General features: G+C 64.2%; 24 protein-coding genes. 8 read left to right on the top strand and 16 right to left on the bottom strand.

Features of this window, described 5'->3' with window-relative positions; translation table 11 throughout:
* Positions 1-129 precede the first annotated feature (129 nt).
* Positions 130-366, top strand: a complete 237-nt coding sequence (locus tag ACTJKT_RS01800) for a hypothetical protein (protein ID WP_440785966.1) — start codon at positions 130-132, stop codon at positions 364-366.
* A 53-nt stretch (positions 367-419) separates the two neighbouring features.
* Here ACTJKT_RS01800 and ACTJKT_RS01795 read toward each other — a convergent pair whose 3' ends face one another.
* Genes ACTJKT_RS01795 through ACTJKT_RS01775 form a run of 5 tightly spaced genes read right to left on the bottom strand, consistent with a single transcriptional unit; the run spans position 420 to position 3,780 of the window.
* Entirely contained in the window at positions 420-893 is a 474-nt protein-coding gene (locus tag ACTJKT_RS01795) for a DUF6392 family protein (protein WP_440786060.1), read from the bottom strand.
* A 25-nt stretch (positions 894-918) separates the two neighbouring features.
* Complete coding sequence (locus ACTJKT_RS01790) at positions 919-1,380, bottom strand: DUF6392 family protein (protein WP_440786059.1); 462 nt, start codon at positions 1,378-1,380, stop codon at positions 919-921.
* Between the two features lie 39 nt (positions 1,381-1,419).
* Positions 1,420-1,890 (bottom strand): DUF6392 family protein, encoded by a 471-nt coding sequence (locus tag ACTJKT_RS01785; protein ID WP_440785965.1) that lies wholly within the window; start codon positions 1,888-1,890, stop codon positions 1,420-1,422.
* A 26-nt stretch (positions 1,891-1,916) separates the two neighbouring features.
* Positions 1,917-2,390, bottom strand: coding sequence for a DUF6392 family protein (locus ACTJKT_RS01780; RefSeq protein WP_440785964.1), 474 nt, complete (start codon positions 2,388-2,390; stop codon positions 1,917-1,919).
* Between the two features lies 1 nt (position 2,391).
* Positions 2,392-3,780, bottom strand: coding sequence for an S-type pyocin domain-containing protein (locus ACTJKT_RS01775; protein ID WP_440785963.1), 1,389 nt, complete (start codon positions 3,778-3,780; stop codon positions 2,392-2,394).
* A 258-nt stretch (positions 3,781-4,038) separates the two neighbouring features.
* Here ACTJKT_RS01775 and ACTJKT_RS01770 point away from each other — a divergent pair, with 258 nt between their 5' ends.
* Positions 4,039-4,269, top strand: a complete 231-nt coding sequence (locus ACTJKT_RS01770) for a hypothetical protein (protein ID WP_097303609.1) — start codon at positions 4,039-4,041, stop codon at positions 4,267-4,269.
* Positions 4,270-4,274: 5 nt separating this feature from the next.
* Positions 4,275-5,030, top strand: a complete 756-nt coding sequence (locus ACTJKT_RS01765) for a phytanoyl-CoA dioxygenase family protein (RefSeq protein ID WP_440785962.1) — start codon at positions 4,275-4,277, stop codon at positions 5,028-5,030.
* Here ACTJKT_RS01765 and ACTJKT_RS01760 read toward each other — a convergent pair.
* Positions 5,027-5,929, bottom strand: a complete 903-nt coding sequence (locus ACTJKT_RS01760; RefSeq protein WP_210474234.1) for a LysR substrate-binding domain-containing protein — start codon at positions 5,927-5,929, stop codon at positions 5,027-5,029. The genes ACTJKT_RS01765 and ACTJKT_RS01760 overlap by 4 nt on opposite strands.
* Positions 5,930-6,089: 160 nt before the next feature.
* Here ACTJKT_RS01760 and ydiJ point away from each other — a divergent pair, with 160 nt between their 5' ends.
* The gene (ydiJ, locus tag ACTJKT_RS01755; protein ID WP_440785961.1) at positions 6,090-9,134 is read left to right on the top strand and encodes a D-2-hydroxyglutarate dehydrogenase YdiJ; all 3,045 of its coding nucleotides are present in this window, start codon (positions 6,090-6,092) and stop codon (positions 9,132-9,134) included.
* Positions 9,135-9,325: 191 nt separating this feature from the next.
* Here the strand turns inward: ydiJ and ACTJKT_RS01750 are convergent, their stop codons facing one another.
* The 4 genes from ACTJKT_RS01750 to ACTJKT_RS01735 all read right to left on the bottom strand — a co-directional run bounded on the left by ACTJKT_RS01750 (position 9,326) and on the right by ACTJKT_RS01735 (position 12,678).
* Positions 9,326-10,861 (bottom strand): FAD-dependent oxidoreductase, encoded by a 1,536-nt coding sequence (locus ACTJKT_RS01750; RefSeq protein ID WP_440785960.1) that lies wholly within the window; start codon positions 10,859-10,861, stop codon positions 9,326-9,328.
* A 228-nt stretch (positions 10,862-11,089) separates the two neighbouring features.
* Positions 11,090-11,548 carry a metallophosphoesterase family protein gene (locus ACTJKT_RS01745; protein ID WP_097303604.1) on the bottom strand — a complete coding sequence of 153 codons (459 nt, stop codon included), beginning with the start codon at positions 11,546-11,548 and terminating at the stop codon, positions 11,090-11,092.
* A gap of 144 nt (positions 11,549-11,692) precedes the next feature.
* A complete protein-coding gene (locus ACTJKT_RS01740; protein ID WP_440785959.1) occupies positions 11,693-11,875 on the bottom strand; it encodes a general stress protein in 183 nt (60 codons plus the stop codon).
* A gap of 245 nt (positions 11,876-12,120) precedes the next feature.
* On the bottom strand, positions 12,121-12,678 hold the full coding sequence (locus tag ACTJKT_RS01735) for an ATP-dependent Clp protease proteolytic subunit (protein ID WP_063430976.1): 558 nt from the start codon (positions 12,676-12,678) through the stop codon (positions 12,121-12,123).
* Between the two features lie 209 nt (positions 12,679-12,887).
* On the opposite strand from ACTJKT_RS01735, the gene ACTJKT_RS01730 reads away from it, so the two are divergent.
* Positions 12,888-13,085, top strand: a complete 198-nt coding sequence (locus ACTJKT_RS01730) for a hypothetical protein (protein WP_440785958.1) — start codon at positions 12,888-12,890, stop codon at positions 13,083-13,085.
* A 115-nt stretch (positions 13,086-13,200) separates the two neighbouring features.
* Here the strand turns inward: ACTJKT_RS01730 and ACTJKT_RS01725 are convergent, their stop codons facing one another.
* Positions 13,201-14,592, bottom strand: a complete 1,392-nt coding sequence (locus ACTJKT_RS01725; RefSeq protein ID WP_440785957.1) for an aldehyde dehydrogenase family protein — start codon at positions 14,590-14,592, stop codon at positions 13,201-13,203.
* 101 nt (positions 14,593-14,693) lie between these two features.
* On the opposite strand from ACTJKT_RS01725, the gene ptrR reads away from it, so the two are divergent.
* Entirely contained in the window at positions 14,694-15,584 is an 891-nt protein-coding gene (ptrR, locus tag ACTJKT_RS01720) for a putrescine utilization regulator PtrR (protein ID WP_440785956.1), read from the top strand.
* Positions 15,585-15,627: 43 nt separating this feature from the next.
* Here ptrR and ACTJKT_RS01715 read toward each other — a convergent pair whose 3' ends face one another.
* The 3 genes from ACTJKT_RS01715 to ACTJKT_RS01705 all read right to left on the bottom strand — a co-directional run bounded on the left by ACTJKT_RS01715 (position 15,628) and on the right by ACTJKT_RS01705 (position 20,875).
* Positions 15,628-17,151 (bottom strand): sensor domain-containing diguanylate cyclase, encoded by a 1,524-nt coding sequence (locus ACTJKT_RS01715; RefSeq protein ID WP_440785955.1) that lies wholly within the window; start codon positions 17,149-17,151, stop codon positions 15,628-15,630.
* A gap of 112 nt (positions 17,152-17,263) precedes the next feature.
* The gene (locus ACTJKT_RS01710; protein ID WP_440785954.1) at positions 17,264-19,678 is read right to left on the bottom strand and encodes a DUF3772 domain-containing protein; all 2,415 of its coding nucleotides are present in this window, start codon (positions 19,676-19,678) and stop codon (positions 17,264-17,266) included.
* Positions 19,679-19,855: 177 nt separating this feature from the next.
* On the bottom strand, positions 19,856-20,875 hold the full coding sequence (locus tag ACTJKT_RS01705; RefSeq protein WP_440785953.1) for a helix-turn-helix domain-containing protein: 1,020 nt from the start codon (positions 20,873-20,875) through the stop codon (positions 19,856-19,858).
* Between the two features lie 79 nt (positions 20,876-20,954).
* On the opposite strand from ACTJKT_RS01705, the gene ACTJKT_RS01700 reads away from it, so the two are divergent.
* Positions 20,955-21,821, top strand: a complete 867-nt coding sequence (locus ACTJKT_RS01700) for a phytanoyl-CoA dioxygenase family protein (RefSeq protein WP_440785952.1) — start codon at positions 20,955-20,957, stop codon at positions 21,819-21,821.
* A 48-nt stretch (positions 21,822-21,869) separates the two neighbouring features.
* Here the strand turns inward: ACTJKT_RS01700 and ACTJKT_RS01695 are convergent, their stop codons facing one another.
* Positions 21,870-23,213: an erythromycin esterase family protein gene (locus ACTJKT_RS01695; protein ID WP_440785951.1), complete on the bottom strand. Its 1,344-nt coding sequence runs from the start codon at positions 23,211-23,213 to the stop codon at positions 21,870-21,872.
* A gap of 368 nt (positions 23,214-23,581) precedes the next feature.
* On the opposite strand from ACTJKT_RS01695, the gene ACTJKT_RS01690 reads away from it, so the two are divergent.
* On the top strand, positions 23,582-24,331 hold the full coding sequence (locus tag ACTJKT_RS01690; RefSeq protein ID WP_440785950.1) for an SDR family NAD(P)-dependent oxidoreductase: 750 nt from the start codon (positions 23,582-23,584) through the stop codon (positions 24,329-24,331).
* A gap of 8 nt (positions 24,332-24,339) precedes the next feature.
* Here the strand turns inward: ACTJKT_RS01690 and ACTJKT_RS01685 are convergent, their stop codons facing one another.
* A complete protein-coding gene (locus ACTJKT_RS01685) occupies positions 24,340-25,281 on the bottom strand; it encodes an AraC family transcriptional regulator (protein WP_440785949.1) in 942 nt (313 codons plus the stop codon).
* Positions 25,282-25,347 lie beyond the last annotated feature (66 nt).

The following is a 25,347-nucleotide window of genomic DNA, read 5'->3' as shown; positions in this document are numbered from 1 at the left end:
GCGGCGCTCAAGGCTGGCTTTCGCGCATTTTCTTCAGGGTATGACTCGTTATCTCTAAAATTATCCTCAGCCTATTTCCAGGTGGCGAACCACCGTGAAAAAGCCCTGACAGGATAATGGAAGACGCTGATGAAAATACCCATTGAATTCAGCCAGTTTCGTATTGATACGATTCCTGTCTCCCACATCCAGCACCACTGCATTCAACAGAATAACTTGGTTGTCCCTGAATCCGACAATTTTGCCCGTTTCTTCGATAATTATGCGACCAATATTTCCAGTTGTGTAAAACACCTGTTGGTGGACCGCCGGGGAGATGCATCCCAGAGGCAACCAGTGCGGGATAGGTACGCCCGAGGCTTTTAAGCAAGTCATCGATCATTGCGGCGTTCACATCAACCAGCATTGTCCCTGCAGAGCTAAGCATGTGATCTTTCGTTCAGCTCGAACACTACATCTTCAACCTCCATTTCGGCGTTGTATTTGAAAACCACCTGAGTCTCTTTAGGCATGCTCGAAAAACGATAGGTATCAGACCCACCTGTCATACCTCTAATGGGCATTTTGAAGGGGGCTCGTGATGCAAAAGGCTCTCCGAAACGGGATCGTACCCACTGTTGGCTCATTCGAGTTTCAAGTTTGTAGGGCAGTTCGCCCCCGTAGGTGGATGCTCCCTCGAAGCTTTCGAGCAAGCTGATAAAGAAAATTTCAAACCGTAAATTGCTGGCCCAGAATCCCATTTCAAGACCCGATTCAGGGGCCATCGATAAGGTATCGCTGTCCTCGAAAATACCTGTTGGCGGGCCTCCAGGAAGATGCATTCCGGAGGCAATCATTTCGGGGTAGGTGCGGCCAAGGTTCTTAACCAGCTTATTGATCATGACGGCGTTCATTTCCTCGATCACGGTACCTCCTAAACTACGCGTGTGATTTTTCGTTCAGTCTGAAGACGATTCCTTCCACTTCCATTTCAACGGTGTACTTGAACAACACATGGATGCTCTTGGACATGCCTGGAAAACGATAGCTATCCCAGCCACCTGTCATGCCGGAGATAGGAACTCTATAAGGCGCTCCTGACTCCAGCGGCTCACCATATTGAGATTTAACCCACGTCTGATTCATCTTCGTTTTGAGCTGGTAGGGAAGACTCCCTCGGTATATGGGCTCTCCTTCAAAGCCCTCAAGAAAGGTAATGAACAGGTTTTCAAAACGTTGAGTGCTGGCCCAAAAAACCAATTCGATCCCTGGCTCCGACGACACCGTCACCCTGTCGCTGTCATCAAAGATGCCCTTTGGTGGTCCTCCTGGGAGATACATTCCTGAGGCAATCATTTCGGGGTAAGTGCGCCCGAGGCTTTTGACCAAGTCATCGATCATTGCAGCATTCATATCAATAACAGCCTTGTCCATACAAAACTAAACATTGGGCTTGTTGTTTGACCTGAACACAACTCCTTCAACTTCCATGTTCATGTTGTATTGAAATACCGTTCTAATGTTTTTTGCCGTGCCGGGAAGGTGGTAGGTATCCCAGCCGCCAGTCATTCCAAGTACCGGCATTTTGAAAGGTGCTTTTGACTCCAAAGGCTCTCCGTAATGGGACCTTACCCAAGCTCGGTTCATTCGGCGTTGGAGCTGGTACGGCAATCCATTCTCGTAAACTGAGTCGTCGTCGGAGGTCTTATGCAAGTAGATAGAGAGAGAGTCAAAGTGCTGAGTGCTTGAAAACCCCAACTCTATTCCGGTTGCGGGTGACATGAACGAGGTCTCATCGCCCTCGAGCATACCTTTTGGTTGCTCGCCTGGGAGGTACATTCCGGATGCGATCAACTCGGAATAGGTCCTCCCCATGCTTTTAATCAGGTCATCGATCATTGTGGTGTTCATATTCGAGCCAGCTGTGCCCCGTAAAACTAAGCGTGGGACTTTTCGTTAAGCCTGAACACTATCCCTTCCACTTCCATGTCGACGGTGTACTTGAACCGCACATGGATATGTTTGGGGAAACCTGCAAAGCGATAAGTATCCCAGCCGCCAGTCATACCTAGCACCGGGATTCTATAAGGCGCTCCTGACTCCAGAGGTTCGCCGTGATGGGATCTGACCCATTGCTGGCTCATCTTGATTTCGAGGTGGTAGGGCAGTTTTCCCTTGTAGGTTGATTGTTCTGGGAAGCGCTTTAGCAAGGAGATATATAAGGCCTCAAAGCGCTGGGTGCTGGCCCAAAACTCAAGTTCTATACCTGCCTCCGGTGACATGGCTATGGTATTGCTGTCCTCGAAGATTCCTTTTGGTGGGCCACCCGGGAGATACATTCCGGAGGCATTCATTTCAGGGTAGGTACGGCCGAGGCTCTTAACCAAGTCATCAATCAGTGCAGCGTTCATATCAATACCAGCCTTGTTTCCGATGAAGGTCGTGCAGCTCAGAGCGTGCCGTATCAATTTGTTCTTCGGTGAAGCCCTCTTCCTGCAAGAAGGGCTTGATGGCATCAAGATTAGCGTCTACGGCGGCCCGGAGGTCAGCAGCATCCTTTGCCTGGCGGGCCTTGTTGTTTCGGCCACCGTACGTCTCACTGTAGTTTTGATGTACCGCGCGGGGAATAGCGATACTTGGGGCTTTTCGTAGAGCTTCTTTCATGTGGTCTTCATGTATATCCGGCACGTTGGATTTCAGAAACGTCTCCAACGCCTTCTGCGACGGTATGTGATCAATATCCAGCCCATCCTTCGCACTTCTACTGGAAAGATCATTCGCCGGCCCAACCTCCAGCGGGTTGACCATGGGCTTGGCGAAGACCAGGTACAGCGAGCGGATGCCGCTGTCCGCCGGGAAGGTGATGATGCAGTCTTCGACCTTGAACTCGTCGAGGGGCGCGCCCTGGAGCTGGCTGTCGCCGCCTTCGGCGATGGGGTGGACCATGAGGCGGGCCAGTTCGTCGGTCACGCCCGGGTAGGGTGTCGGGGCGGTGACCACCGGGCCGTTGTGGGGTGTCCAGGTGATGGTGAGCGTGCCGAGGTGGGCCTGCATGGCGTTTTTGTCGGCGTTCCAGTGGGCCTTGATCACCGGGACGCTGTCCTGGCCCGACTGGGCGCTGGTGTGGATGCCATGGATTTGCAGCGCGCCCTGGCTGTCGCGGCGGAACTGGAAGCGCACTCGGGTGGTGGCGGTGCGCAGCTCGCGCAGTTGTTCTTCGCTGTAGAAGGAATCGTCGCCGAGCTGGGTCGGGGTCATGGCCAGGAGCAGGACCTGGCCCGCCGGGCCGCCGAGGGTTCTGGCCGCCGTGCCGGCCATCTGCAGTGACCAGGCGAAACTCCTGAGGATCAGTTCGCCGGCGACCCTGCCGAGTCCGACCTCGGTCGCCGAGGAGGCCATCAGCATGGTCTTGCCGAAATTGCCTGCGGGCTCGCTGGCGGTGCCGGCCTGAGTGGTGCCCCAAGGGGCGCTGCTGATGGACTTGGCGAAGACCAGGTCGGTGCGGGGAGTGGGGTCGGGCCAGGGGTCTTGCTGCAGGTAGACCGGGTCCGGTTCCGGCACGGGGCAGAGCAGGCTGCCGCTCCCGCTTGCGGCATTGTCCGTGACCAGTACCCAGTCGCCATTTCTGACCGCGGCAAGAATGTCCCGGTCGCTATTGAGGGTGTAATGCTCCCGCAACAGCTCATCCAACCCTACAAGGCTTGTCCTGTCGCGTTGCAGGGCCATGCGCACCTGGTTTTCCGCGTCATGCGGGCTTTGCGCATACCGTGCCTCGCGATCGGAGTTTTTCAGTAGACGCATGGGCAGCCTCGCTGTCTGGATCCGCCACCCATGCTAGGGGGCCGGTTCCGCGCGGCGCTTTAGGCCCTTTCTGAAACGCTCGAAAGAAAACTCGCTTGTGGGCCGCGGATAAAACCGGCCGTCCGGAACTGGCGATAAAGCCTGCCGTTCGTCACGGCGCGCCGAGCTGGATTCGACTTTTGCCGAGAATGGATTAATAGCTGTTGTGAGGGCCTCGCCAGGCCCGGCTGGGTTGCCATCCGCCGGAGGTTGCGCCAGATGAACGACTACTTGCTCGACGAAACCCTTGAGGAGCGCCGCCAGCGCCGGGTGGCGCAGGCGCTGAGCCTGAACCCCGACGAGGTGGCCCGCTGGGTCCTGACCATGGAGGAGGACGGCAGCGGCATGGGTTATGTCATCGAGTTTTCCGCCGCGACGCCGGTCGGGGTGCTGGCCAGGGTGCCGGGGCTGGGCAGCGATCGGCTGATCAATATCGGCCCCATCGACTAGCCGCCATGGCCACCGTGTCGATCCCCGAATGCCTGCGGGCGCTACACAGCGAGGGTTTTGTGCTGCTGCCCGGGGTGCTCGACGGGTTGCAGATCGACCTGCTGCGCCGTGCCATCGATGGTCTGAAACCGCAACATTGGGACTACAGCGGCTTGCTCGAACACTACAAATGCGTGTTCAACCGCGACCCGCTGTGGCTGCCGTTTCTCGATCTGCCGGGGGTGATCGAGCTGGCCGAAGCGGCGCTGGGTGCCGACTGCCATGTCATCGGCCAGACCGCCTGGCGCTGCCATCCGGGTTTCCAGGGCATGGGGTTGCACCTGGATTACCTGGTGCTGCAACTGCCCCGCAGTCTGCTCAGCGATCCGGCATTCGAGCTGCCGATGCAGATCTGTACCTGCCACCTGTACCTGGACGATATCGACCAGGACCTGTGCCCGACCCGGGTGGTGCCGGGCAGCCATAGAGCCGGGCGACCGCCACGGGCCGGCGAGGAACATTGGCATGGCCAAACTCCCCAGGCCGTGCTGTGCCAGGCCGGCGACGCGCTGATGTTTCGCAGCGAGCTGTGGCATTCGGGCAGCGAGAACAGCAGCGCCGAGCGCATCCGCTACCTGCTGCAGGTGCACTATGGCCGGCGCATGGTGGCGCAGAAGTTCTCGCCGTACCTGCACTGGTGTTTCAACCCCGAGGTAGTGGCCGCGGCCTCGCCGCGCCAGCGGCGCCTGCTCGGCGAGCATGAAGAAGCCGAATACGACTAACTGTCGGGAAAGGGGATCGACAACAGCCAGCGACTGAACGCCTGCAACGACGGCAGGTGCTGATAGCGGCTCGGGTAGGCCAGGTAGTAGCTGCGACCGCTGTCCACCGGCTCGAACAGCGCCACCAGCTCGCCACTCTGAATCTCGTCCTGCACCAGAATGCGCGGCACCAGGCCGATGCCGATGCCGGCGACCACCGCCTGGATCAGGTGTGCGGTCAGCTCGAACCCCGGTCCCATGCGCATTGCCCGTTGATGCAGGCCGTTCTGCTCGAACCACTCGGGCCAGGCATCGGGGCGCGACACCACGTTCAGCAATAGCTGTTGCGCCACGTCGGCGACGGACATCGAGGCGTATTCGGGCAGGGCCTTGGGGCTGGCCACCACCGTGAGTTTTTCCGACAGCAGCCGATGGGCCTCGTAGCCGGGCCAATGGCCGGTGCCGGCGCAGATGATGGCGTGCATGTCGGCGGTGTCCTTCGACAGGTCGCTGGTGACGATCCGCGAATGGATATGCACCAGGGTGCCCGGATGGCTGGCGTAAAAGTCATGCATGCGCGGCAGCAGCCATTTCGAACCGAAGGTCGGCAGCACCGCGAGGTGCAGCGGGCCGCCGCCGGCCTTGTGGGCGATGGTCTGCAAGGTGGCGTTGCGGATCCGCGCCAGGGCCGCCGCCAGTTCGTGGTGATACAGGGCGCCGGCGGCGGTCAGCTCGATATGCCGGCCGTCGCGGCTGAACAGCGGCACTTCCAGCAGCGACTCCAGGGCCTGGACCTGGCGGCTGACGGCGCTTTGGGTCAGCGCCAGTTCTTCGGCGGCCTTGGTGAAGCTGCCATGCCGCGCCGCGGCCTCGAAAGCCACCAGTACCGACATCGACGGGGTGAGACGTCTGGGGTTCATTCGTAAAACTCATGCAAATGCCGCAGGAAATACATTTGTCCCCAAGGCGCGGGCAGCGGAAAATACGCCTTATTGCCTATTCTGCCGCCCTTGGGTTGCGTGCAAGCATACGTGTTTTGCATGCACCGCTGCGCCTTTTCTCTGTCTGGAAGCCTTTTTGATGATTGCTCTGCTTGCCCCCGAACGCGACCCGCAGGCCCACTACCAGGGCTTCCTCGACGCCCTGGCCGCCGATGGTTTTCGTGGCGAGATTGCCCGTGACCTGGGCCTGCGCACGGTGCTGGCCACCGACAACTCGATCTACCAGAGGCTGCCGCAAGCCGCGGTCTTTCCCCGGGATGTGGCGGACGTCGAGCGGCTGGCCCGGCTGGCGGCGAGCCCGGAACATCGCGCGGTGGTGCTCACCCCCCGTGGCGGCGGCACCGGCACCAATGGCCAGTCGCTGACCGACGGCATAGTGGTCGACCTGTCGCGGCACATGAACCAGATCCTCGAGATCAACGTCGAGGAGCGCTGGGTGCGGGTGCAGAGCGGGGTGGTCAAGGACCAGCTGAACGCCGCCCTCAAGCCCCACGGCCTGTTCTTCGCCCCTGAACTCTCGACCTCCAACCGCGCCACCGTCGGCGGCATGATCAACACCGACGCCAGCGGCCAGGGCAGTTGCACCTACGGCAAGACCCGCGACCACGTACTGGCGTTGAGCACCGTGCTGCTGGGCGGCAGCCGCCTGGACAGCGCGCTCATCGACAACCGGCAGTTGGAGCAGGAAACCGCGCAGCCAGGGCGGATCGGCGAGGTCTACCGCTGCGCCCAGGACATCGCCGACCACCAGGCCGAGCTGATCGAGGCGATCTTTCCCAAGCTCAACCGCTGCCTGACCGGCTATGACCTGGCGCATCTGCGCGAGACCCCGGAGCAATTCAACCTCAACAGCGTGCTCTGCGGTTCCGAGGGCTCCCTGGGCTTTATCGTCGAGGCGCGGCTGAATGTACTGCCGATTCCCCGGCACTCGATCCTGGTCAACGTGCGTTATGCCGGCTTCATGGATGCGCTGCGCGACGCCAAGGCCTTGATGGCGCTGAAACCGCTGTCGATCGAGACGGTGGACTCCAAGGTGCTGATGTTGGCCATGCAGGACATCGTCTGGCACGGCGTGGCCCGTTATTTCCCCGAGCAGGCGGACACCCCGACCCTGGGCATCAACCTGATCGAGTTCAGCGGCGACGACCAGGAGGAGCTGGAACAGCGGGTCGACGCCTTTGTCCGGCACCTGCAGCAGGACAGCTCGGTGGTGCGCCTGGGCCACACCCTGGCCATAGGCGCCCAGGCGGTGAACCAGGTGTACGCCATGCGCAAGCGCGCGGTCGGCCTGCTGGGCAACGTCCAGGGCGAGGCGCGGCCGCAGCCCTTTGTCGAAGACACCGCAGTGCCGCCGGAGAACCTGGCGGACTACATCCTCGAGTTTCGTGCATTGCTCGATGGCTACGGCCTGCAATACGGCATGTTCGGCCATGTCGACGCCGGCGTGCTGCACGTGCGGCCGATCCTCGACATGAAGGACCCCAAGCAGGCGGCCTTGGTCCGGCCGATCTCCGACGCGGTGGCAGCGCTGACCCACAAGCACGGTGGCCTGCTGTGGGGCGAGCATGGCAAGGGCCTGCGCTCGCAGTACGTGCCGGACTATTTCGGCGAACTCTATCCGTCGCTGCAGGCGCTGAAGGCCGCGTTCGACCCGTTCAACCAGCTCAACCCCGGCAAGATCGCCACTCCGGCCTCGGTGCCTGAAGCGCGCCTGACCCGGGTCGACGAAGTGGTGCTGCGCGGCGAACTCGACCGCACCATCGACGAGCGCGTCTGGCAGAGCTATGACAGCGCCCTGCACTGCAACGGCAACGGCGCCTGCTACAACTTTGACCCGGACGACGCCATGTGCCCGTCGTGGAAGGCCACCCGCAACCGCATTCATTCGCCCAAGGGCCGCGCCTCGCTGATCCGCGAGTGGCTGCGCCTGCAAGGCGAGCAGGGGGTGGATGTGCTGAACGGCGGTGGCGCGCGGCTTTCCAACCTGGCCCGGCGCGTCTACAACAGCGCGGCGCGGCTGGCCGGGCGTGAGGACTTTTCCCATGAGGTGTACGACGCCATGGCCGGCTGCCTGGCGTGCAAGTCTTGCGCAGGGCAGTGCCCGGTCAAGGTCAATGTGCCGGAGTTCCGCTCGCGTTTCCTCGAACTGTACCACGGGCGTTACCTGCGGCCGCTGAAGGATTACCTGATCGGCTCCCTGGAGTTCAGCGTTCCTTATCTGGCGCGCCTGCCACGGTTGTACAACGCGCTGATCGGCGCGGCGCCGGTCAGCCGTGCCCTGAAGCACCTGGCGGGCATGGTCGACAGCCCGTTGCTCAGCACCCTGGATTTCCAGGCAGTGTGCCACCGGCGCAATGTGCGCATGGCCAACGCCGCGCAACTGGCGGCGCTGTCCGAAGAGCAGCGCCAGCGCAGCGTGATCCTGGTGCAGGACGCCTTTACCCGGTTCTTCGAGACGCCGCTGGCGGCCGAGTGGCTGGAGCTGATCGAGCGCCTGGGCTTCCAGGTCTACCTCGCGCCTTTCGCGCCGAATGGCAAGCCCCTGCAGGTCCAGGGTTTCCTCGGCGCCTTTGCCCGGGCCGCGCGCTACAACGCGCAGTCGCTGCTGCAACTGCAGGCCAGCGGCGTGCCCCTGGTCGGCCTCGACCCGGCGATGACCCTGGTCTACCGCCAGGAATACCGCAAGACCCTGGGTGCGGCTCAGGCGCCCGAGGTGCTGTTGCCGCAGGAATGGCTGGCCCGGGTGTTGCCTGAGGCATCGGCAGAAGCGAGCCCGAACTCTGAGGCTGAGCTTTATCAGTTCCTCCCACACTGCACCGAAAAGACCAACGAGCCCGCCAGCATCGGCCTCTGGCAGCAGGTGTTCGCCCGTATGGGCCTGAAGTTGCAGGTACTGGCCAGCGGTTGCTGCGGCATGTCCGGGACCTACGGCCACGAGACCCGCAACCTGGCGACTTCGCAGGTGATCTACCAGCAGTCCTGGCAGCCGCTGGTGGCGCGCCATGGCCAGGGCGGACGACTGCTGGCCGACGGTTATTCCTGCCGCAGCCAGGTCAAGCGCCAGGAGGGGCAGGGCCTGCAGCATCCGCTCCAGGCGTTGCTGGAACAACTGCGCAAGGCCTGATCGGATCCATCGGGGCGCCGGTTCCACGAGCGCTACGTCGGAATGCCGCCTCGCCCGATCGCAGCCTGCGGCAGCGGCTACAGCAACCCTGTTGCCGGTGTAGCCGCTGCCGAGCCCGCGAGGCTGCGATCGGTTGCGCAGCAACCGAAAACCCTGAGTCCCGGATCTTCTTGGATGGCCGCTGATCAACGTTATTCCGGCGTCCGCTGGATCAGTTCCAGGGCCTCGCTGCGCGACAGCGGCCGCTGCATGCGTTGCGACAACACTGCCATGGCCCTTGGGTACTCGCAGGCGACCACCGATTCCACCTGTTCGTTGAAACACAGCAAGGCGATAAAACGGTACTGCTCCGGCTCGCCCTCGAAGACGATCTGGTTCCACCGGCGGGCGTGGCCGAGCACCTCGAAGGTCTGGTCGTAGAAGTAGGTCCAGAAGAAGGGCACCACGCTGAAACTCAGCTGTTCGCCAAGCATGTTGCAGGCGGCCAGCCGGCCCTGCTGCTGGGCCACGCGCCAGTGTTCGATGCGCTGGGAGCGGCCGTCGCAGGGATAACTCACGATGTCGCCGGCCGCCCACAGGCCGTCGGCCACGGCCAGGCTGGCATCGGCCTTGAGCGAACCGTCCTCGGCCAGCTCGAGGCCTTCGACGAAGGCCGTGGCAGGGCTGACGCCGGTGCCGAACAGCACCAGGTCGACGGCGATGCGCTGGTCGTTGTCGAGGACAACCTGTTGCACCTGGTCCTCGCCGACCAGGGCCCGGGCTTCGCAACCGGCGTAGTAGATCACCCCGTGCTGTTCGTGCAGGGCGCGCACGGCGCTGCCGATGCGTTCCCCCAACTGGCGTTGCAGCGGCACCTGGTGGCGGCCGATCAGGTGCACCATCAGCCCGCGTTTGCGCAGGGCCGAGGCGGCTTCCAGGCCGATGAAACTGTCGCCGATGATCGCCACCCGTTTACCGGGCCGGGCCTGTTCCAGCAGGCGCGCGGCATCCTCCCGCGTGCGCAGCATGAACACCCCCGGCAGGTCGGCCCCCTCGATGGCCGGCAGGCGCGGTTCGGCGCCGGTGGCCAGGAGCGCGGCGTCGTAGTCCAGGCACTGGCCGTCGGCCAGGAGGATCTGCCGCCGGCCCGGGTCGAGACGCAGGACTTCGGCTTGCAGCAACTGCACATCGGCCTCGCGATAAAACTCCGGTTCGAGCAGGGGCGGAACTTCCGAAGGCGGCATCTCGCCGGCCAGCACGTATTTGCTCAGGGCGGTACGGTCATAGGCCGGCTGCACTTCCTTGTCGATCCAGGTCAGGTTGTTGCCCAGGCCCTCGGCCCGCAGGGTCGCCACCGCCGCAGCACCGGCGGCGCCGGCGCCGATCACCACGAACCGGCGCGGATCGGCCGGGCGTGGCACCACGGGGTCGGCCATGGGCTGGTCGGCAACCCAGACCCGGTCGTCGTGGCGGATGTCCACCCTGTAGCGCTTGAGGCTCGCCAGGGGCGGCGGCTCGCAGAGTTGCCCGCTGTCGCAGGCAAAAGCGCCCTTGTGCCAGGGGCAGATCAGTCGCTCCTGATACACCGCGCCCTGTTCCAGCGGCGCCCCGGCGTGGGGGCAATCGGCCTGGTAGGCCTGGACCTGATTGCCCGTGCGAATCAGCAGCACCGCTTCGGTACCGACCTGGACCCGAGTGCCACGGTCTTCGGGCAACTGGTCGAGGCGGGCCACGACATAAAAGGTCATCGCTTTTCTCCTGCACGTTCCGCGCCCTTGGTCCTCCTTGCGCGTCATCTTTCCTGGTGCAGGGCCGGGATCTTCTGTCAGAGGGCGCAACGCAGCCCGGCCAGGTGGCTTCGCTCGGCTTTTGTCATGAACGCCGGAAGTCGCTGGGTTAAGTGTGGACCCTGGAAAGCCCGGCTGATGGCCGCGCTCCGATAGCCGGTCATGCTCGACCCGACAGGTGGTGGGCCGCTAGACCGCCAGTTCGACCAGGTGACCTTCGACCTGGCCGGCCTCGAGGATCAGGTAACCCAGGCTGACCGGCAGCTTGAAGCGCCTCGGCCCGGCGCTGCCCGGGTTGATATAGAGCACGTCGTCCTGCCAGAACTGCCGCGGCTGATGGGAGTGGCCGGTAACCACCACCCGCACCCCCGGCGGCAGAGGCTTCGGCACCTCGGCCAGGACATGGCAGAGCAGCAGGTCGAGGCCATCGAGCTTCAGGGTGATGTGACGGGGCAGGGCGTGGGCCCAGTCATGGGGCTGATCGACATTGCCGAACACCGCGGTCACCGGCGCCAGGTGCCCGAGGGCGGCGAGTATCTGCGGGTCGCCGATATCGCCGGCATGCAGGATATGCGCGCAGCCTTGCAGCGCCGCCAGCGCGCCGGGGCGGAGCAAGCCGTGGGTGTCGGAGATCAGGCCTATTTTCATCCGCTGCTTTTCATCGAAGTGGTTTTACAGAGGCCTAAGCATAGCCTGTCGCGCGCGACCGGAACCGGCCCGTGCCGGCCGGTGCCGGGGGTTGTGTGTGCAGCAGCCGGAGTGCGTCGGGGGACGACACTCCGGCGCTGTGGGTCAGGCTTTCCGGGTGCCGCCACCGGCGCCTTGGGCGCCGCCTTTTTTGCCTGCGCCAGGGGCTTTTTGCCGATCGGCGGGGATGTTGCCCCCCGAGCCCTGGCCGCCGGATTTCTTGCCGGCTGGGGAAGGTTTTTGCGTGTCCTTGTTGCCCATGAGTGGGTTTTTTCCGCTGGTAGCCATTTTTCAATCCTCGATAGTGAGCGATTTGACACCTCGCAAGATTGGGAAATGAAGCGCAAACGAAAGTTTGAAAAAGTTTCCTGCGGGACGACGAATGGCGGGGATCTATTGCTCGCGGCCGGTTATCCGGCATTAAGCCGGTTTATAGGGCCTGTCGGATCGAGGCCCGAGGTCCTGTCGGTCTGACGGTCGGGCAAACGCCGGCCGCCCTCAACGACGTGCCCTCGGACGCTGGTGTTCCTGCGTCAGCCGCCGGAGACTTTCCAGTGCTTGACGTCGTCGGCGAAGACCACCTGGCGCACCTCGTGGGCGATGCCGTAGGCCAGCGACTCATGGGCGGCGATGACCTTTTCCTCGGCCGACAGGCATTTGAAGATGTCCAGCTGGGTCGCCGCGTCGGCGGTTTCCAGCTCGTAGATTTTCACGTAGCGCGCCAGGTCGTTGTCCAGGCTGGAGAGGTATTCGCGCAGGCGCTGGTGATCCACCGAGTTCTGGCTGAAGTACCAGTTCATCGGGTGGATCAGGAATCGCGAATGCGGCGCGGTGATGCGCCGGTTGGCGGCGAGAAACATGATGATGCCCATGGACTCGATGTTGCCTGCGTTGATCGCGCACAGCGGCACCGGCAGCGATTTGAGAAAGGTGTAGAGGGTGAAGCCGAAATTGGTGCTGCCGCCGGTGGTGGACAGGTTCAGCAGCAGGGAAGTGGCGCCTTGCTCTATGGCTTCCAGGCAACTGTCGCGAAAACGCTCGGTGGTGCCCTGGTCGATCTGGCAGTGAAAATGCACGATGTGCTCGGTCATCGGACGGCCTCCCAGTCTTGGCCACGATGCGTGACCTGGCTCTAGGATTGAGCCCGGGCGGCGGCGAAAGTTTCGCCCAGCGCATGCCTGGCCAGGAGGGCCGGGCGACCGCTCATCCATTGCCTCGCACCCGGTGGCCCGGCCCGGTGCCTAACGGAGTAGGGCCCGGATTCACCGGGCCCGCCGTGAGGTGCACCATGATCCAGTCGATGCATGACCCCAGCGAGCCCCGCACTCCTGAACCCGACCCTCTGCAACCGGCCCGCCGGCACGACCCGGTGATCGATCCCAACGTCAACAGTGATGCCGAACGGGATAAGCGGCGTGACGATGACAGCCGGCGGCCGATGGACCCCGACCTGCCGGCACCGAACGAGCCGACGCCACTGTCCGATGACCGCCGCTGAGATATTGCGCAGGGGGAAGGAACAGGAGATCGACTGTAGGAGCGAGCTTGCTCGCGATGGACGCANTCACGACCATCGCGAGCAAGCTCGCTCCTACAGTGGGAAGGGGGAAGGATCAGTTACGGTCCAGCCACACCGTCTGCGCGTTGCAGAACTCGCGGACGCCGAAGTGCGACAGCTCACGGCCGAAACCGCTTTTCTTCACGCCGCCGAAGGTCACCCGCGGATCGCTGGCGCAGTAGCCGTTGATGAACACGCCGCCGGTTTCCAGCTCGGCGGTCAGGCGTTCGGCCAGGGCCAGGTCCCGGGTGTAGATGGTCGAGGCCAGGCCGAATTCGCTGTCGTTGGCCAGCTCCAGGGCGTGTTGTGCATCCCGGGCGCTGATGATCGAGGCCACTGGTCCGAACAGCTCCTGCTTGAACGAGGTCATCTGGTCGGTGACGCCGGCCAGCACCGTAGGCTGATAGAAGTTGCCCGGGCCTTCGGCCTTGGCGCCGCCCAGCAGCAGGGTCGCGCCTTCGCTCAAGGTGGCCTGTACTTGCTCGTCCAGCTCGTCGCGCAGGTCGAAGCGCGCCATCGGGCCGATGTAGGTGTCGCTGGCCAGCGGGTCGCCCACCAGCAGCTTGCGGGTGGCGGCGACGAACTTCTCGGTAAAGGCCTCCACCACCCCTTGTTCGACGATCAGGCGCTTGGCGGCGGCGCAGACCTGCCCGGTGTTCTGGTAGCGGCCGATCACCGCAGCCTGCACGGCGGCGTCCAGGTCGGCGTCGTTGAGCACGATAAAGGGATCGGAACCGCCGAGTTCAAGCACGCATTTCTTCAGGGCTGCACCGGCCTGGGCACCGATGGCCATGCCGGCGCGCACGCTGCCGGTGAGGGTCACGGCGGCGATGCGTGGGTCGGCGATGGCCCGGGAGACGCCGTCCGGGGTGACGTTGATCACCTCGAACACGCCTTGGGGAAAACCGGCGCGCTGGAAGGCTTCCAGCAGCAGGTAGGCGCTGCCCATGACATTCGGCGCATGCTTGAGCACGTAGGTATTACCGGCGATCAGCGCCGGCACCGCGCCGCGCAATACCTGCCAGATCGGGAAGTTCCACGGCATTACCGCGAGGATCGGACCCAGCGGCCGGTATTCGATGCGCGCCTTGCCGTTCGGCACCGGGGCCGGCTCGGGGGCGAGCATCGCCGGGCCTTCGGTGGCATACCACTCACAGAGTTGGGCGCATTTTTCGATCTCGCCGCGGGCCTGGGCGATCGGCTTGCCCATTTCCAGGGTGATGCTGCGGGCCAGGGTTTCGCCGTTGTCGCGCAGGGCCTTGGCCAGGGCGAGCAGCAGGGCCGAGCGCTGTTCCAGGCTGCTGCGGCGCCACTGGGCTGCGGCAGCCGCGGCGCGGGCCAGGTCGGCGTCCAGCGCCTCGGCAGATTCATAGGGGTAATGGGCGATCTGCTCGCCATTGGCGGGGTTGATCGAAATGGCGTGGGTCTGGCTGGAAACCATGGTCATGGCAGCGTCCTGTGGGCCGGGGAATGGCTGCAGGTTAGGCTGGCAAGAGGCTTATGAAAACTGAATAATAAAGAGCATATCTTTCACGTTTGGAGAATGAGATGGACCTGGTGCAGCTGGAAATCTTCAAGGCGGTGGCCGAAAAGGGCAGCATCAGCGCGGCGGCGCAACTCATCCACCGGGTGCCTTCCAACCTGACCACGCGGATCAAGCAGCTGGAGCAGGACCTGGGGGTGGAGCTGTTTATCCGCGAAAAGAGCCGCCTGCGCCTGTCGCCGGCCGGCTGGAGTTTCCTCGACTACGCCCGGCGGATTCTCGACCTGGTGCAGGAAGCGCGGTTGACGGTGGCCGGGGAAGAACCCCAGGGCCCGTTTTCCCTGGGCTCCCTGGAGAGCACGGCGGCGGTGAGGATTCCGGCATTGCTGGCGGCCTATAACCAGAAGCACGTCAAGGTCGAGCTGGACCTGTCCACCGGCCCCTCCGGGACCATGATCGATGGCGTGCTGTCCGGGCGCCTGGCCGCGGCCTTCGTCGATGGCCCGGTGCTGCACCCGAGTCTGGAAGGGGTGCCGGTGTTCGACGAGGAAATGGTCATCATCGCGCCGCTGGGGCATGCGCCCATCACCCGCGGGCGCGACGTCAACGGCGAGAGCATCTACGCCTTTCGCGCCAACTGCTCCTACCGCCATCACTTCGAGCGCTGGTTCAGCGAGGATGGCGCGGTACCCGGCAAGATCCACGAGATGGAGTCCTACCACGGCATGCTGGCCTGCGTCAGTGCCGGCGCCGGCCTGGCGCTGATGCCCCGCAGCATGCTCGACAGCATGCCGGGCTGCGGCACGGTGAGCATCTGGCAGCTGGCACAGCCGTACCGTTTCCTGCAGACCTGGCTGATCTGGCGCCGCGGCACCGTCTCGCGCAGCCTGACCCACTTCGTGCGCTTGTTGGAGGAGAGGCAGCTGCAAGCGGCAAGCTACAAGCGGCAAGCTTAGAGCTAGAAGAGCTTGCGGCTTAGAGCTTGCAGCTTGCAGCTCCTCACAAGGTCGGTACGGTCTGGTTGCGCCCCGCGCGCTTGGCCATGTACAGCGCCGAGTCGGCCTGCATCAGCAGGCTCTTGAAGTCGGAGGAGGCGGGCACGCAGGTGTAGACGCCGAGGCTGATGGTCACGACGCCGCCGGGGTTGTCGACATGCTCGATCGCCAGTTGCTCTACCGCCAGGCGGATGCTCTCGGCCAGCACGTAGGCGCCGCCGGGCTCGGTGTCCGGCAGCAGGACCGCGAACTCTTCGCCGCCGTAGCGCACCGCCAGGTCCGAGGGCCGGTGCACGCATTGGCTGATGGCCTGGGCGACGGCGCGGATGCAATGGTCGCCCGCCACATGGCCATAGCGGTCGTTGAAGCTCTTGAAGTGGTCGATATCCAGCATGACCAGGCTGATCGACGAGCGTTGCCGCGCCGCCCGGCGCCATTCCAGTTCCAGGTTGCGCTCCAGGTGCCGGCGGTTGGCGAGGCCCGTCAGGCCGTCCTGCAACACCAGGGTCTCCAGCACCGAGCGGGCTTTCTTCAGGTGGCTTTCCACCAACAGGCCCTTGCGCACCTGCTTGAACAGCAGGATGCCGATCAGCAGGTTGATCGCCAGCACCACGGCGATCATCGCGGTCAGCTGGTAGGTGTCGGTGCGCCAGCTGCTGAGAATGGAGTCCTGGGAATTGGCCGCCGCCACCACCAGCGGGTACTTGTACAGCACCCGGTAGCCGAACAGGCGGTCGACGCCGTCGATGATCGACTTGACCATGACCGTATCGGCAGGGGCACGGGGTATATGCACGGAGAAGATTTCGCCCCGGGCCAGGGACGCACCTATGAGCTTTTCGTCGAACGGCCGCCTGGCGATGATCGTACCCTGGGGCAGGGCGAGGAAGATCGCGCCCTTGTCGTCGATGCTGAAGCGATCGAAGAAGGTGTCGAAGTAGTCCATCTTGATGGTCGCCAGCACCACGCCCTTGAAGTTGCCCTGGGCGTCGTTGACCCGGCGCGAGAACGGGATCACCCAGTCGCCGGTGGTCTTGCTTTGCAGGGCCGCCCCGACCCTGGGGGACAGGGTCACATTGTCGCGGTGGAACTTGAAGTAGTCGCGGTCCGAGTTGTTCGCCTTGGGCGGCTTGTAGTCGAACGAGGTGAGCACCCAGTTGCCTTGCCGGTCATAGAAGAACAGGCCGTGCAACTGTTCGGTGGTGAACACGCGTTTTTTCATCAGCTTCTGGGTTTTTTCCAGGGCCTCGGGCGACAGGTCGTCGATGCGCTCGATCAGCTCTTCGAGGATCAGGTTGGCTTCGTCGAAGGTATCGGTCGCCTGTTGCGCGATGGACAAGGCCAGGTTGCCGGAGGTCAGCCGGGCCTGCGCCAGTTCATGGGCCTTGCTGTTGGTGACCTGGATGCCATAGATGCCGAGAATCGAAACCGCGACCACCATCAGGAAGGTGATGGTGACCGCCAGTACGGGAAGTCGTTTCGACTCCAGGGCAACGTCCACGGTGTTGCTGTCGGGGTTTGCGTCCACGATGTTCCTTATCTTGCCTGGGGTGAAACAGGGCTGTCGTCAGGATCCTCGATGACAGCGGCCGCTCGGGTTGAAAAAACTCGCCGGGATATCAGTCACGATAGCCCAGGACTCAAGGATTCGCGGCCGGTGGTTCGCTCGTGGCCTTGTCCTGGCTGTCGCTGATCAGCATCAGGTTCTGCGGCGACGACAGGGCGATGCCCACTTCGCGCAGGCGCCCGAGGATGGTGAACAGCAGGTCGCTGCGGGCGCCGGACACCGAGCGCGGGCTGCCGACGTAGCCGCTGACGCTGATGATCAGGCCATTGCTGGTCAGATCCTTGAACGACACCGAGGTCGCCGGCGCCTTGAGAATCGCCTCATGTTCGGCATAGGCCTGCAGCAACAGCTCGCGCACCTGCAGCACATCGGTCTCCAGCGGCAGGGTCAGGGTGATGCCGACCACGCCCAGGGCGTTGTCCATGGTCACGTTGCGCACGTTCTGCGAGATGAACTGCGAGTTCGGCACTATCACCGTGGAGCGGTCGGACATCTGGATCTCGGTGGCGCGCACGTTGATCCGGCGGATATCGCCCTCGACCCCGGCCAGGCTGACCCAGTCGCCGACCTTCACCGGCCGCTCGGTGAGCAGGATCAGCCCGGAAATGAAGTTCTGCACAATGGCCTGCAGGCCGAAACCTATACCTACCGACAGGGCACTGACCACCCAGGTCAGGTTGGTCAGGTTGATCCGCAGGGTCGACATCACCACGATCGCCAGCAGGACAAAACCTATGTAGCCGACCAGGGTCACCAGCGAGGCGCGCATGCCGGCGTCCATGTTGGTTTCCGGCAGCAGGCGCTCGCTCAGCCAGCGCTTGAGCACCCGCACGGCGAACATGCCGCCGACCAGGAACGCCGCCGCCAGCAGCAGGTCCTCGGGCACGATGTTCAGGTTGCCCAGGGATCGGCCGCTGACATCCAGCTGGGCAAAGCCTTCCAGCAGTTCCCCCGGGCTCGACCCGGACGGCATGAAGGCCAGCAGCGCCGCGGTGAACAGCAGCAGGGTCCGGCCGATGCCCGCGAGCACGGTGGTGGCCTGGGCCTGGTGCCGCGGCGACAGGCCGAGGGCCGCCGACAGCGCCAGGCCGCCAGGCTGCTTGGGTGACAGCAGGGTTTCGCAGAGGTCGCCAAAGCAGGCGATCAGCAGGTAGGCGCTGGTGGTCACCACGCTGATCCACAGCAGCTTGACGGTGAGGAAGTAGGCCAGGCTCAGGTAGCCGCTGAGCAGCGACAGCAGGATCACCGCCACCCACACCGCCACCACGAAGGGCAGCAGCCCGGCGATGCCGGCCGGGCGTTCCAGCTCGAAGCGCCGCCGGGTGCGGCGATGGCGCAGCAGGGCGAAGAAAAAGATCAGTGCGGTGACCAGGGCCGTCAGGCCGTTGACCGCCACGGTCAGGGCCAGGCTGCTGGCGATCACGCTGTTGATCCGTTCTTCGCCGGCGGTGAGCAGCAGCGCCAGGGCCAGGATCAGCGGGAACGGCCCCAGGGCCGTGGCGATCTGGTCGGGGATCGGCGGCAGGCGCCAGGACGGGCGCGACAGCATCAACATGGCCCGGCCGAGGCCGACGATAAAGGAGCAGAAAATCAGCAGGGTCAGCCACTGGCCGATCAGGTTGAGCACATCGGGGCTCAGCGTCGCACTGTTGACCAGCCCCCAGCGCAGCAGCGAGGCGGAGGTATTGATGGTGACGATGGTCGCCAGCCCGATGGTCAGCGCCAGGGCACTGCGGCGCAGGCGGCCTTCGGGCAGCCAGCGGATCATCGACCAGATCGCCAGGCGCTCCAGCAGGCGCCGGCCGACCACCCAGATCAGCGCCGCGATGACCAGGGTGGTGATGAACAGCCCGCGATTGCCGGGGGCCAGCGCCGTCTCGAACGCGGTCCAGACTTCTTCGGACAGGCGATTCAGGCGCCCGAGGTCATCCTCGGTGGGGCGGATCAGGGTGGACCAGAAGGCCGGGCTGAGGGGGCTCGCCGAGCGGGTGCTGATCTGCGAATTGAACAGGCTGCGCCGCAGGTTGATGATCTGGACGGCGAGGTCGCGGCCGGACTGGCTGAGCAGGTTGGCCTGGCGCTCTTCGTCGAGCAGGGCATCCTTCTGCGCGCTCAGCACCTGGCGCTGGCTGGTCAGGCTGGGTGCCTCGTCGGGCAACGGCGGGCCCAGGACCTTGAGCTGGTCGTCCAGGCGCTCGATGTCGGTGGCGCGCACGGCGATCAGGCTGTCGGCCTGCTTCTGCACCTGCAGCGCGGCCTGGCGCAGATCGGAGAGCAGGTCATCGTTGCCGCTGGCCGACACGCTCTGGCGGATCAGTTCGAGGCGGTCGTTGAGCTGATCGAGATCCGCGCCCTCGGCCAGCAGCGGCAGCTGGTTGCGGGCGACGCTCTGCGGCCCGGGCGCCGGGGCCGCGAAGGCCGGCAGCGCAATACACAGCAACAGGGCCAACAGCCCCATCCCCCAGCGGTTCTGTCTCACTCGCCGCATCTTTCATGTCCTCTTTTGCTGTTCACCGGCCCTGACGAGCATAGACCGCGCCATCCCGGCATAAATTCCCCGCTGGGCGGCCTGCTGCCGTGGCGATCAGGGTGGCGCAGCATGCCGGTTTACGTGGCGTTCGAGAACGGGGTGGCGGTGAAAAATCCACCGAGAGGGCGACGCTGCTCAGCGCCGGCTACCGCGATAGGCCCCAGGTGGCAGCCCGGTCCATTGTTTGAATGCCCGCTGGAAGGCGCTGGGTTCCGAGTAGCCCAGGCGTTCCGCCAGCTCGGCGACACTCACCGAGCCGCGGGCGAGCAGGGTGCAGGCCAGGTCGCGGCGCAATTCGTCGCGCACCCCGAGGAAGGTCACGCCCAGGGCGGCCAGGCGGCGGGCCAGGGTCTGGCGGGAAATGCCCAGGGCTTTGGCCGCCTGGATTTCCGACAACCCGGCAAAGGGTTCGGCGGCGCACAGCAGCCCGCGCAAGTGGGCTTCGAAACTGGCCGATGGCCCGGGAGCGATCACCGCCGGCAACAGCTGGCGAGCGAAGCGCGCAACCTCTGCCGGCCGGCGCATCAGCGGCGCTTGCAGATTCGCCGCGGGCAGCTCCAGCCATGCACCCGCGCCAAAGACGGGTTGGCGCCCGAACAGAAAGCGCGTTTGCGCGGTGAAGCCGGTGAGCTGCCGGGGCAGGACGATCCGCCGCAGCGGCAGGGTTTCGCCGGCGAGCCAGCTCCCGGTATGCCAGAGCGACAACAGCAGCATATGCGGCCACAGCACCGAGTCGGTCTGGGCTCCGCTCCGAGGCGTCAGCCGCAGGCGGGCGATCTTGCCCTCGGTTTCCAGGCGCCAGGGCGGCGCATCATCGAACAGTTTGTAGAAGCGCGCGGCTTCGTCGAAGGCATCGGCCAGGGTTGGCAGGTGCACCAGCAGGCGCAGCAGTTGCTCGAAGCTGCCCAGGGGCACTGCGCGGGCGAAAAAACCGAAGGCTTCGTCGGCGCCGAGGCCAACGCTCAGGCGGCTCAAGGCGCGGTAGTTGAGTGGCGCGACACGATAGCCATCACGCAGGGCTTCTATCGGCAAGTCGCAGCGCTCCAGCAGGGCCGCGCGTGCGCCGGCATCGAGGCGCAGTTGCCCCAGCATCTCGCGCACAAAACGCGCGGGAATGGTCGGGGCGACGATCCAGTGCGGGTAGGGGCGGGTCATGTCAGTTGAGACAAAGCGTCATTGGCGGTCGCTCCGGCGTCCTGCAGATTGATACGACCCACTCCCAAGGAGCCAGTCGATGACAACAACAACCTTGCCCGAGCGGCACGACTACATGAGCAACGGATGCGCCAGGACCTATAGGTCGACCGCCGGTACCCAGCCCGCCGTGCCCGCCGCGCAGCTCGATGAACTGATGGGCCAGCTGCAGCGTGACGGCTTCGTGGTGCTCGAACGGCTGTTCGATGACCAGCAGGTTAGCCGCATGCGCGAGGACCTGCTCGAGCGTTTTTCCCACACTGGGCGCAACTCGTTCGAGGGCGCACGCACCCAGCGGCTGTATGCGGTGATTGCGAAAACCCGGGTCTGCGATGCGCTGGTGGAGCACCCGCTGATCCTCGGCCTGCTGGACCGGCTCCTGGCGCCCAACTACCTGCTGTCGCAGCTGCAGGCCATCAATATCCTGCCGGGCGAGTGCGCCCAGCACCTGCATTACGACGACGCCTTTTACCCCATGGCGCGCCCGCGGCCGCCCTATGGAGCGGCGACGATCATGGCCCTGGACGACTTCACCCGCGACAACGGCGCCACTGTGGTGATTCCCGGCAGCCATCTGTGGGACGGGCGCCTGCCCACCGCCGCCGAACGGGCAGCCGTGCAGCCGGTGGTCATGCCCAAAGGCTCGGTGGTGTTTTTCCTCGGCACCCTCTGGCACGGCGGCGGCGCCAACCACAGCGGCGCGCCACGCCTGGCGCTGACCGCGCAATACTGCGAACCCTGGGCGCGCCAGCAGGAGAATTTCATCCTGTCGACCCCGCGCGACGTTGCCCGGCAATGCAGCGAGCATATCCAGCGCATGCTGGGCTACTCGATCCACGCGCCGTTCATGGGCATGGTCAATGGCATGCACCCCAAGCGCATGCTCGAAGAGCCGGAGGGGCATTGAGCACAGTCCTGACTGGCCATGAGGAGGCTTCGTCGCAAAGGCGGAGGCCTAGACTCCGAAAGGAAAGGTGTCCTCTTCATGACTGGGGCCGCTGGCCACCGGCAACGGCGTGAGGGCGCTGGTCGTTTCGAACCAGACCAGCGCATCGAACTGCTCGCCCAGGTCAGCATGGAAATAGTGACTCTGGCGCTCCGTCGCGGGGCGGTAGATGACCCCGATCGCCCGCTCCAGCAGCGGCTCGGACAGCGCCTGGCGCAGGTCTTCGCGTTCGGGCGCGCGCCAGTCGGTCAGCGAGGCGGGGATGCCCGCCTGGAGAAACTCCTGCTCCCAGCTGTCGGCAAGGGAAGGCCGCACCTCCTTGATCCCCATGTCGCCGTCCCAGTCATCGGCGGCCACGACCTGGCCGCGGTCGGTGCTCATGCCGATCAGCACGGCGCTGTCGCCATAGGCCATGCGGCACAGCTGGCCGATGTTGAACTCGCCGCGCCAGCCCATGTAGGTGGCCGCGGCGTTGCCGATGTGCGAGTTATGCGCCCAGACCACAGCCCTGGCGTTGGCACCGCGATGGGCGAGCAAGGCCTGCAAGGTGTCGAACATGTGCTTGTCGCGCAGGTTCCAGGAGGCTGTCGAGCTTCTGAACATGGCTCGGTAGTACTGCTCGGCGGAACGTATGACCCGCGCATTCTGCGTGGCGCTGAACAGCGCTTCAGGGTTTGCGGCCAGGCGTTCGCTCAACAAGGTGTTCAACTGCTGCACCACCGCTTCTTCGCAGGACGCTTCATGGCCGCGCTCGACAGAATGCCCATACAGCGCCGGGTCGTCCTGCCAGGGCGTCAGGCAGCCATAACGCCGGCGCGCTTCACCCGCCAACTGCGGGTCGGTGCTGTCGAGGTAGGCCAAAACTTCGCCGATGGAATTGCGCAAGCTATAGACATCGAGCCCGCGAAACTCGATGCGCTGGTCCGCGGACAGGGACCGGTTGTAGTGGTGCAGCCAACGGGTGAAGTCGCGCACCTCGACGTTGCGCCACATCCAGCTCGGAAAGCGGCTGAATGCCTTTTCCCTCACGGTCGACGGGCCGAGGTCGCGCACGCGCCGGTCGATCTGCCCGGCGTCGGGCCAATCGGCCTCGATAGCGACGATCCTGAAGCCGTGGTGGGTGATCAGGCGTTGGGTGATGGTGGCACGGGCTCGATAGAACTCCCGGGTGCCATGACTGGCTTCGCCGATCAACACCACTTTGGCGTCCGCATAACGGTCGAACAGCGCGCCGAAAGCCGCGGACTCGAGTGGGGGCAGGGGTTCGGCGTAGCGGCGCAGCAAAGTCTGGAGCTTACTGACAGGCTCCTTGCCAGGCCCGGAGATATCCTGCCGGTCTCTCCGTGGGTTCATGGCGCAGCCTCCTTCCAGGTAGAGGATCTGAATTGCCAGGGTCGATACAGAGGAGACGCCGCTGGAGGGCGCATGTTCCCGCCCGGGGACCGAAGGTCAGCCAGCGCCTGGCTGCCACCGGGCAAACACCGGCCACAGCCGTCTGGGGCCAGGATCAATGGGCCTTGGCCACGCCCTGCAGCTTATGAGCGGGCCATCGAAGAAGTGCTGGCGCAAAGGGTCGCCGCGTCTCTGGACGATGGCAAAGCTATTTTGGAGGACCAGCTATTACCCGTCCGGGGCGTGGCTCATAAGCTGGGTTCGTGGATCGGAGGCCGATTGTTCAAGGCCTGGTCCGCGTTTCTGAACCTGGAAGAGAAGCCTACGAAATGAAAAGACTGCACAAGAAAATCGCCCTGGTCACCGGCTCGTCCAAGGGCATCGGTGCCGCCATCGCCAAGCAACTGGCCAAGGACGGCGCCACGGTGATCGTCAACTACAGCCGCGGCCGCGAAGAGGCCGAGCGGGTGGTGGAAGAGATCCTGCAGGCGGGCGGCCGTGCCCATGCCGTCCAGGCGAATGTCGGCGATGCACTGGAAGTGAAGGCGCTGTTCAAGGCCATCGTCCATGAGCATGGCCATCTGGATATCCTGGTGAACAACGCCGGCGTCTACTCCACCGCGCCCCTGGCCGAGATCGAAGAGCAGGAGTTCCACCGCCAGTTCAACCTCAATGTCCTGGGTCTGATCCAGTGCAGCCGCGAAGCGGTCGGCGTGTTCAATCCCGAGGGCGGCAGCATCGTCAATATCAGCTCCAGCGTCACCTCGTTCACCCCGGCCAACTCGACGGTCTACACCGCCTCCAAAGGCGCGGTGGACGCCGTCACCCGGACCCTGGCCAACGAACTGGGGCCGAAGAACATCCGGGTCAACTCGGTCAACCCGGGGCTGGTGGTCACCGAAGGCGTGCACGCCAGCGGCTTCTTCGAAGACGCCTTCCGGCAGAAGATCGAGGCCATCACGCCCCTGGGGCGTATCGGCAAACCCGAGGACATCGCCCCCGCGGTGGCGTTCCTCGCGTCCAGTGACGCCGGGTGGATCACCGGCGAGATCCTGGTGATCGGCGGCGGGTTGCACTAAAGCTTGACCTAAGCCTCGACAGCGGCCGACTGCTCGCGCTGGTACTGGCGTGGCGAGTGCGACATGACCCGCTTGAAGGCGGTGCTGAAGGCGCTCTCGGATTCATAGCCCAGGGAAAAGGCGATGGAGGCCACCGAGTCGCCGGAGTTTCTCAGGCGGTCACCGGCCAGCAGCATGCGCCAGTGGGTCAGGTATTCCATTGGCGCGGCGCCGACTATCTGCTTGAAGCGCAGGGCAAAGGCCGAGCGCGACATGGCCGCCAGCCGCGCCAGTTCCTCGACTGTCCAGCGTCGCGCCGGATTGGCGTGCAGGGCGCTCAGGGCGACGCTGAGGTTGCGGTCCGCCAGGCCGAAGAACCAGCCCATGCCCTCGCTGGCCAGGCTGTCAGGTTCCAGGGCAGCCAGGTGAGCCCGCAGCACCTCGACCAGCATGATGTGCGCCAGGTGCTCGTTCATCAGCGAGCGGCCGGGGCGCTGTTGTTGCAGCTCGGCGCTAAAGCGTTCCAATGCCCAGCGCAGGATCGACGCCTGGGGCGAGTTGCCCTGCACATGCACCAGTGAGGGCAGGGCGCTGAGCAGGAACTGGGTGGGGACGCCGCTGAAATCGAAGCGCCCGCCGACCAGCTGCACATCGTCGCCGCCGTAGTCGAGGGTGATTTCGTCCGGGGCCGGGGTTTGAAACAGCCCTTCGGAATCCATGGCCGGCAGCCCCAGGTCGCTGGACAAGGTAAAGGGCACGCCGCGGGTCATCAGGAAGCAGTCGCCTTGCTGGAGCAGTTGCGGCGTTGGCTCGCCACTGACCTTCACCCAGCAACTGCCCTTGACCACCGCCGTGAACTTGATGCCGGCCCGGCTGGGAAAGTCGAAGGCCCAGTCGCCGCCCAACTTCAAGGCCGCCGAATGGTAGTTACGGATTCTCAGCAGCGACAGGACACCGGAAAGCGGATCCATGGGGGCACCTTTTCTGGACGATCAACAAGATTGAATACACTTTAGCATGTAGATAATCCTGTTCTG

Source organism: Pseudomonas sp. 22526 (genome assembly GCF_052044735.1).
GTDB classification, from domain to species: Bacteria; Pseudomonadota; Gammaproteobacteria; order Pseudomonadales; family Pseudomonadaceae; genus Aquipseudomonas; species Aquipseudomonas piscium.
The sequence above is the reverse complement of the archived record's forward strand: the minus strand, read 5'-3'. Positions and strand labels throughout refer to the sequence as shown.

Bases quoted from the DNA above. Each gene is read 5' to 3' on its own strand.
- ACTJKT_RS01785 (WP_440785965.1), bottom strand. From the start codon at position 1,890: ATGAACACCACAATGATCGATGACCTGATTAAAAGCATGGGGAGGACC.
- ACTJKT_RS01695 (WP_440785951.1), bottom strand. From the start codon at position 23,213: ATGAACCCACGGAGAGACCGGCAGGATATCTCCGGGCCTGGCAAGGAG.
- ydiJ (WP_440785961.1), top strand. From the start codon at position 6,090: ATGATTGCTCTGCTTGCCCCCGAACGCGACCCGCAGGCCCACTACCAG.
- ACTJKT_RS01800 (WP_440785966.1), top strand. From the start codon at position 130: ATGAAAATACCCATTGAATTCAGCCAGTTTCGTATTGATACGATTCCT.
- ACTJKT_RS01780 (WP_440785964.1), bottom strand. From the start codon at position 2,390: ATGAACGCTGCACTGATTGATGACTTGGTTAAGAGCCTCGGCCGTACC.
- ACTJKT_RS01760 (WP_210474234.1), bottom strand. From the start codon at position 5,929: ATGAACCCCAGACGTCTCACCCCGTCGATGTCGGTACTGGTGGCTTTC.
- ACTJKT_RS01790 (WP_440786059.1), bottom strand. From the start codon at position 1,380: ATGATCGATGACTTGGTCAAAAGCCTCGGGCGCACTTACCCCGAAATG.
- ACTJKT_RS01770 (WP_097303609.1), top strand. From the start codon at position 4,039: ATGAACGACTACTTGCTCGACGAAACCCTTGAGGAGCGCCGCCAGCGC.
- ACTJKT_RS01740 (WP_440785959.1), bottom strand. From the start codon at position 11,875: ATGGCTACCAGCGGAAAAAACCCACTCATGGGCAACAAGGACACGCAA.
- ACTJKT_RS01745 (WP_097303604.1), bottom strand. From the start codon at position 11,548: ATGAAAATAGGCCTGATCTCCGACACCCACGGCTTGCTCCGCCCCGGC.
- ACTJKT_RS01690 (WP_440785950.1), top strand. From the start codon at position 23,582: ATGAAAAGACTGCACAAGAAAATCGCCCTGGTCACCGGCTCGTCCAAG.
- ACTJKT_RS01735 (WP_063430976.1), bottom strand. From the start codon at position 12,678: ATGACCGAGCACATCGTGCATTTTCACTGCCAGATCGACCAGGGCACC.
- ACTJKT_RS01705 (WP_440785953.1), bottom strand. From the start codon at position 20,875: ATGACCCGCCCCTACCCGCACTGGATCGTCGCCCCGACCATTCCCGCG.
- ACTJKT_RS01685 (WP_440785949.1), bottom strand. From the start codon at position 25,281: ATGGATCCGCTTTCCGGTGTCCTGTCGCTGCTGAGAATCCGTAACTAC.
- ACTJKT_RS01730 (WP_440785958.1), top strand. From the start codon at position 12,888: ATGCATGACCCCAGCGAGCCCCGCACTCCTGAACCCGACCCTCTGCAA.
- ACTJKT_RS01700 (WP_440785952.1), top strand. From the start codon at position 20,955: ATGACAACAACAACCTTGCCCGAGCGGCACGACTACATGAGCAACGGA.
- ACTJKT_RS01750 (WP_440785960.1), bottom strand. From the start codon at position 10,861: ATGACCTTTTATGTCGTGGCCCGCCTCGACCAGTTGCCCGAAGACCGT.
- ACTJKT_RS01795 (WP_440786060.1), bottom strand. From the start codon at position 893: ATGAACGCCGTCATGATCAATAAGCTGGTTAAGAACCTTGGCCGCACC.
- ACTJKT_RS01710 (WP_440785954.1), bottom strand. From the start codon at position 19,678: ATGCGGCGAGTGAGACAGAACCGCTGGGGGATGGGGCTGTTGGCCCTG.
- ACTJKT_RS01765 (WP_440785962.1), top strand. From the start codon at position 4,275: ATGGCCACCGTGTCGATCCCCGAATGCCTGCGGGCGCTACACAGCGAG.
- ACTJKT_RS01725 (WP_440785957.1), bottom strand. From the start codon at position 14,592: ATGACCATGGTTTCCAGCCAGACCCACGCCATTTCGATCAACCCCGCC.
- ACTJKT_RS01775 (WP_440785963.1), bottom strand. From the start codon at position 3,780: ATGCGTCTACTGAAAAACTCCGATCGCGAGGCACGGTATGCGCAAAGC.
- ptrR (WP_440785956.1), top strand. From the start codon at position 14,694: ATGGACCTGGTGCAGCTGGAAATCTTCAAGGCGGTGGCCGAAAAGGGC.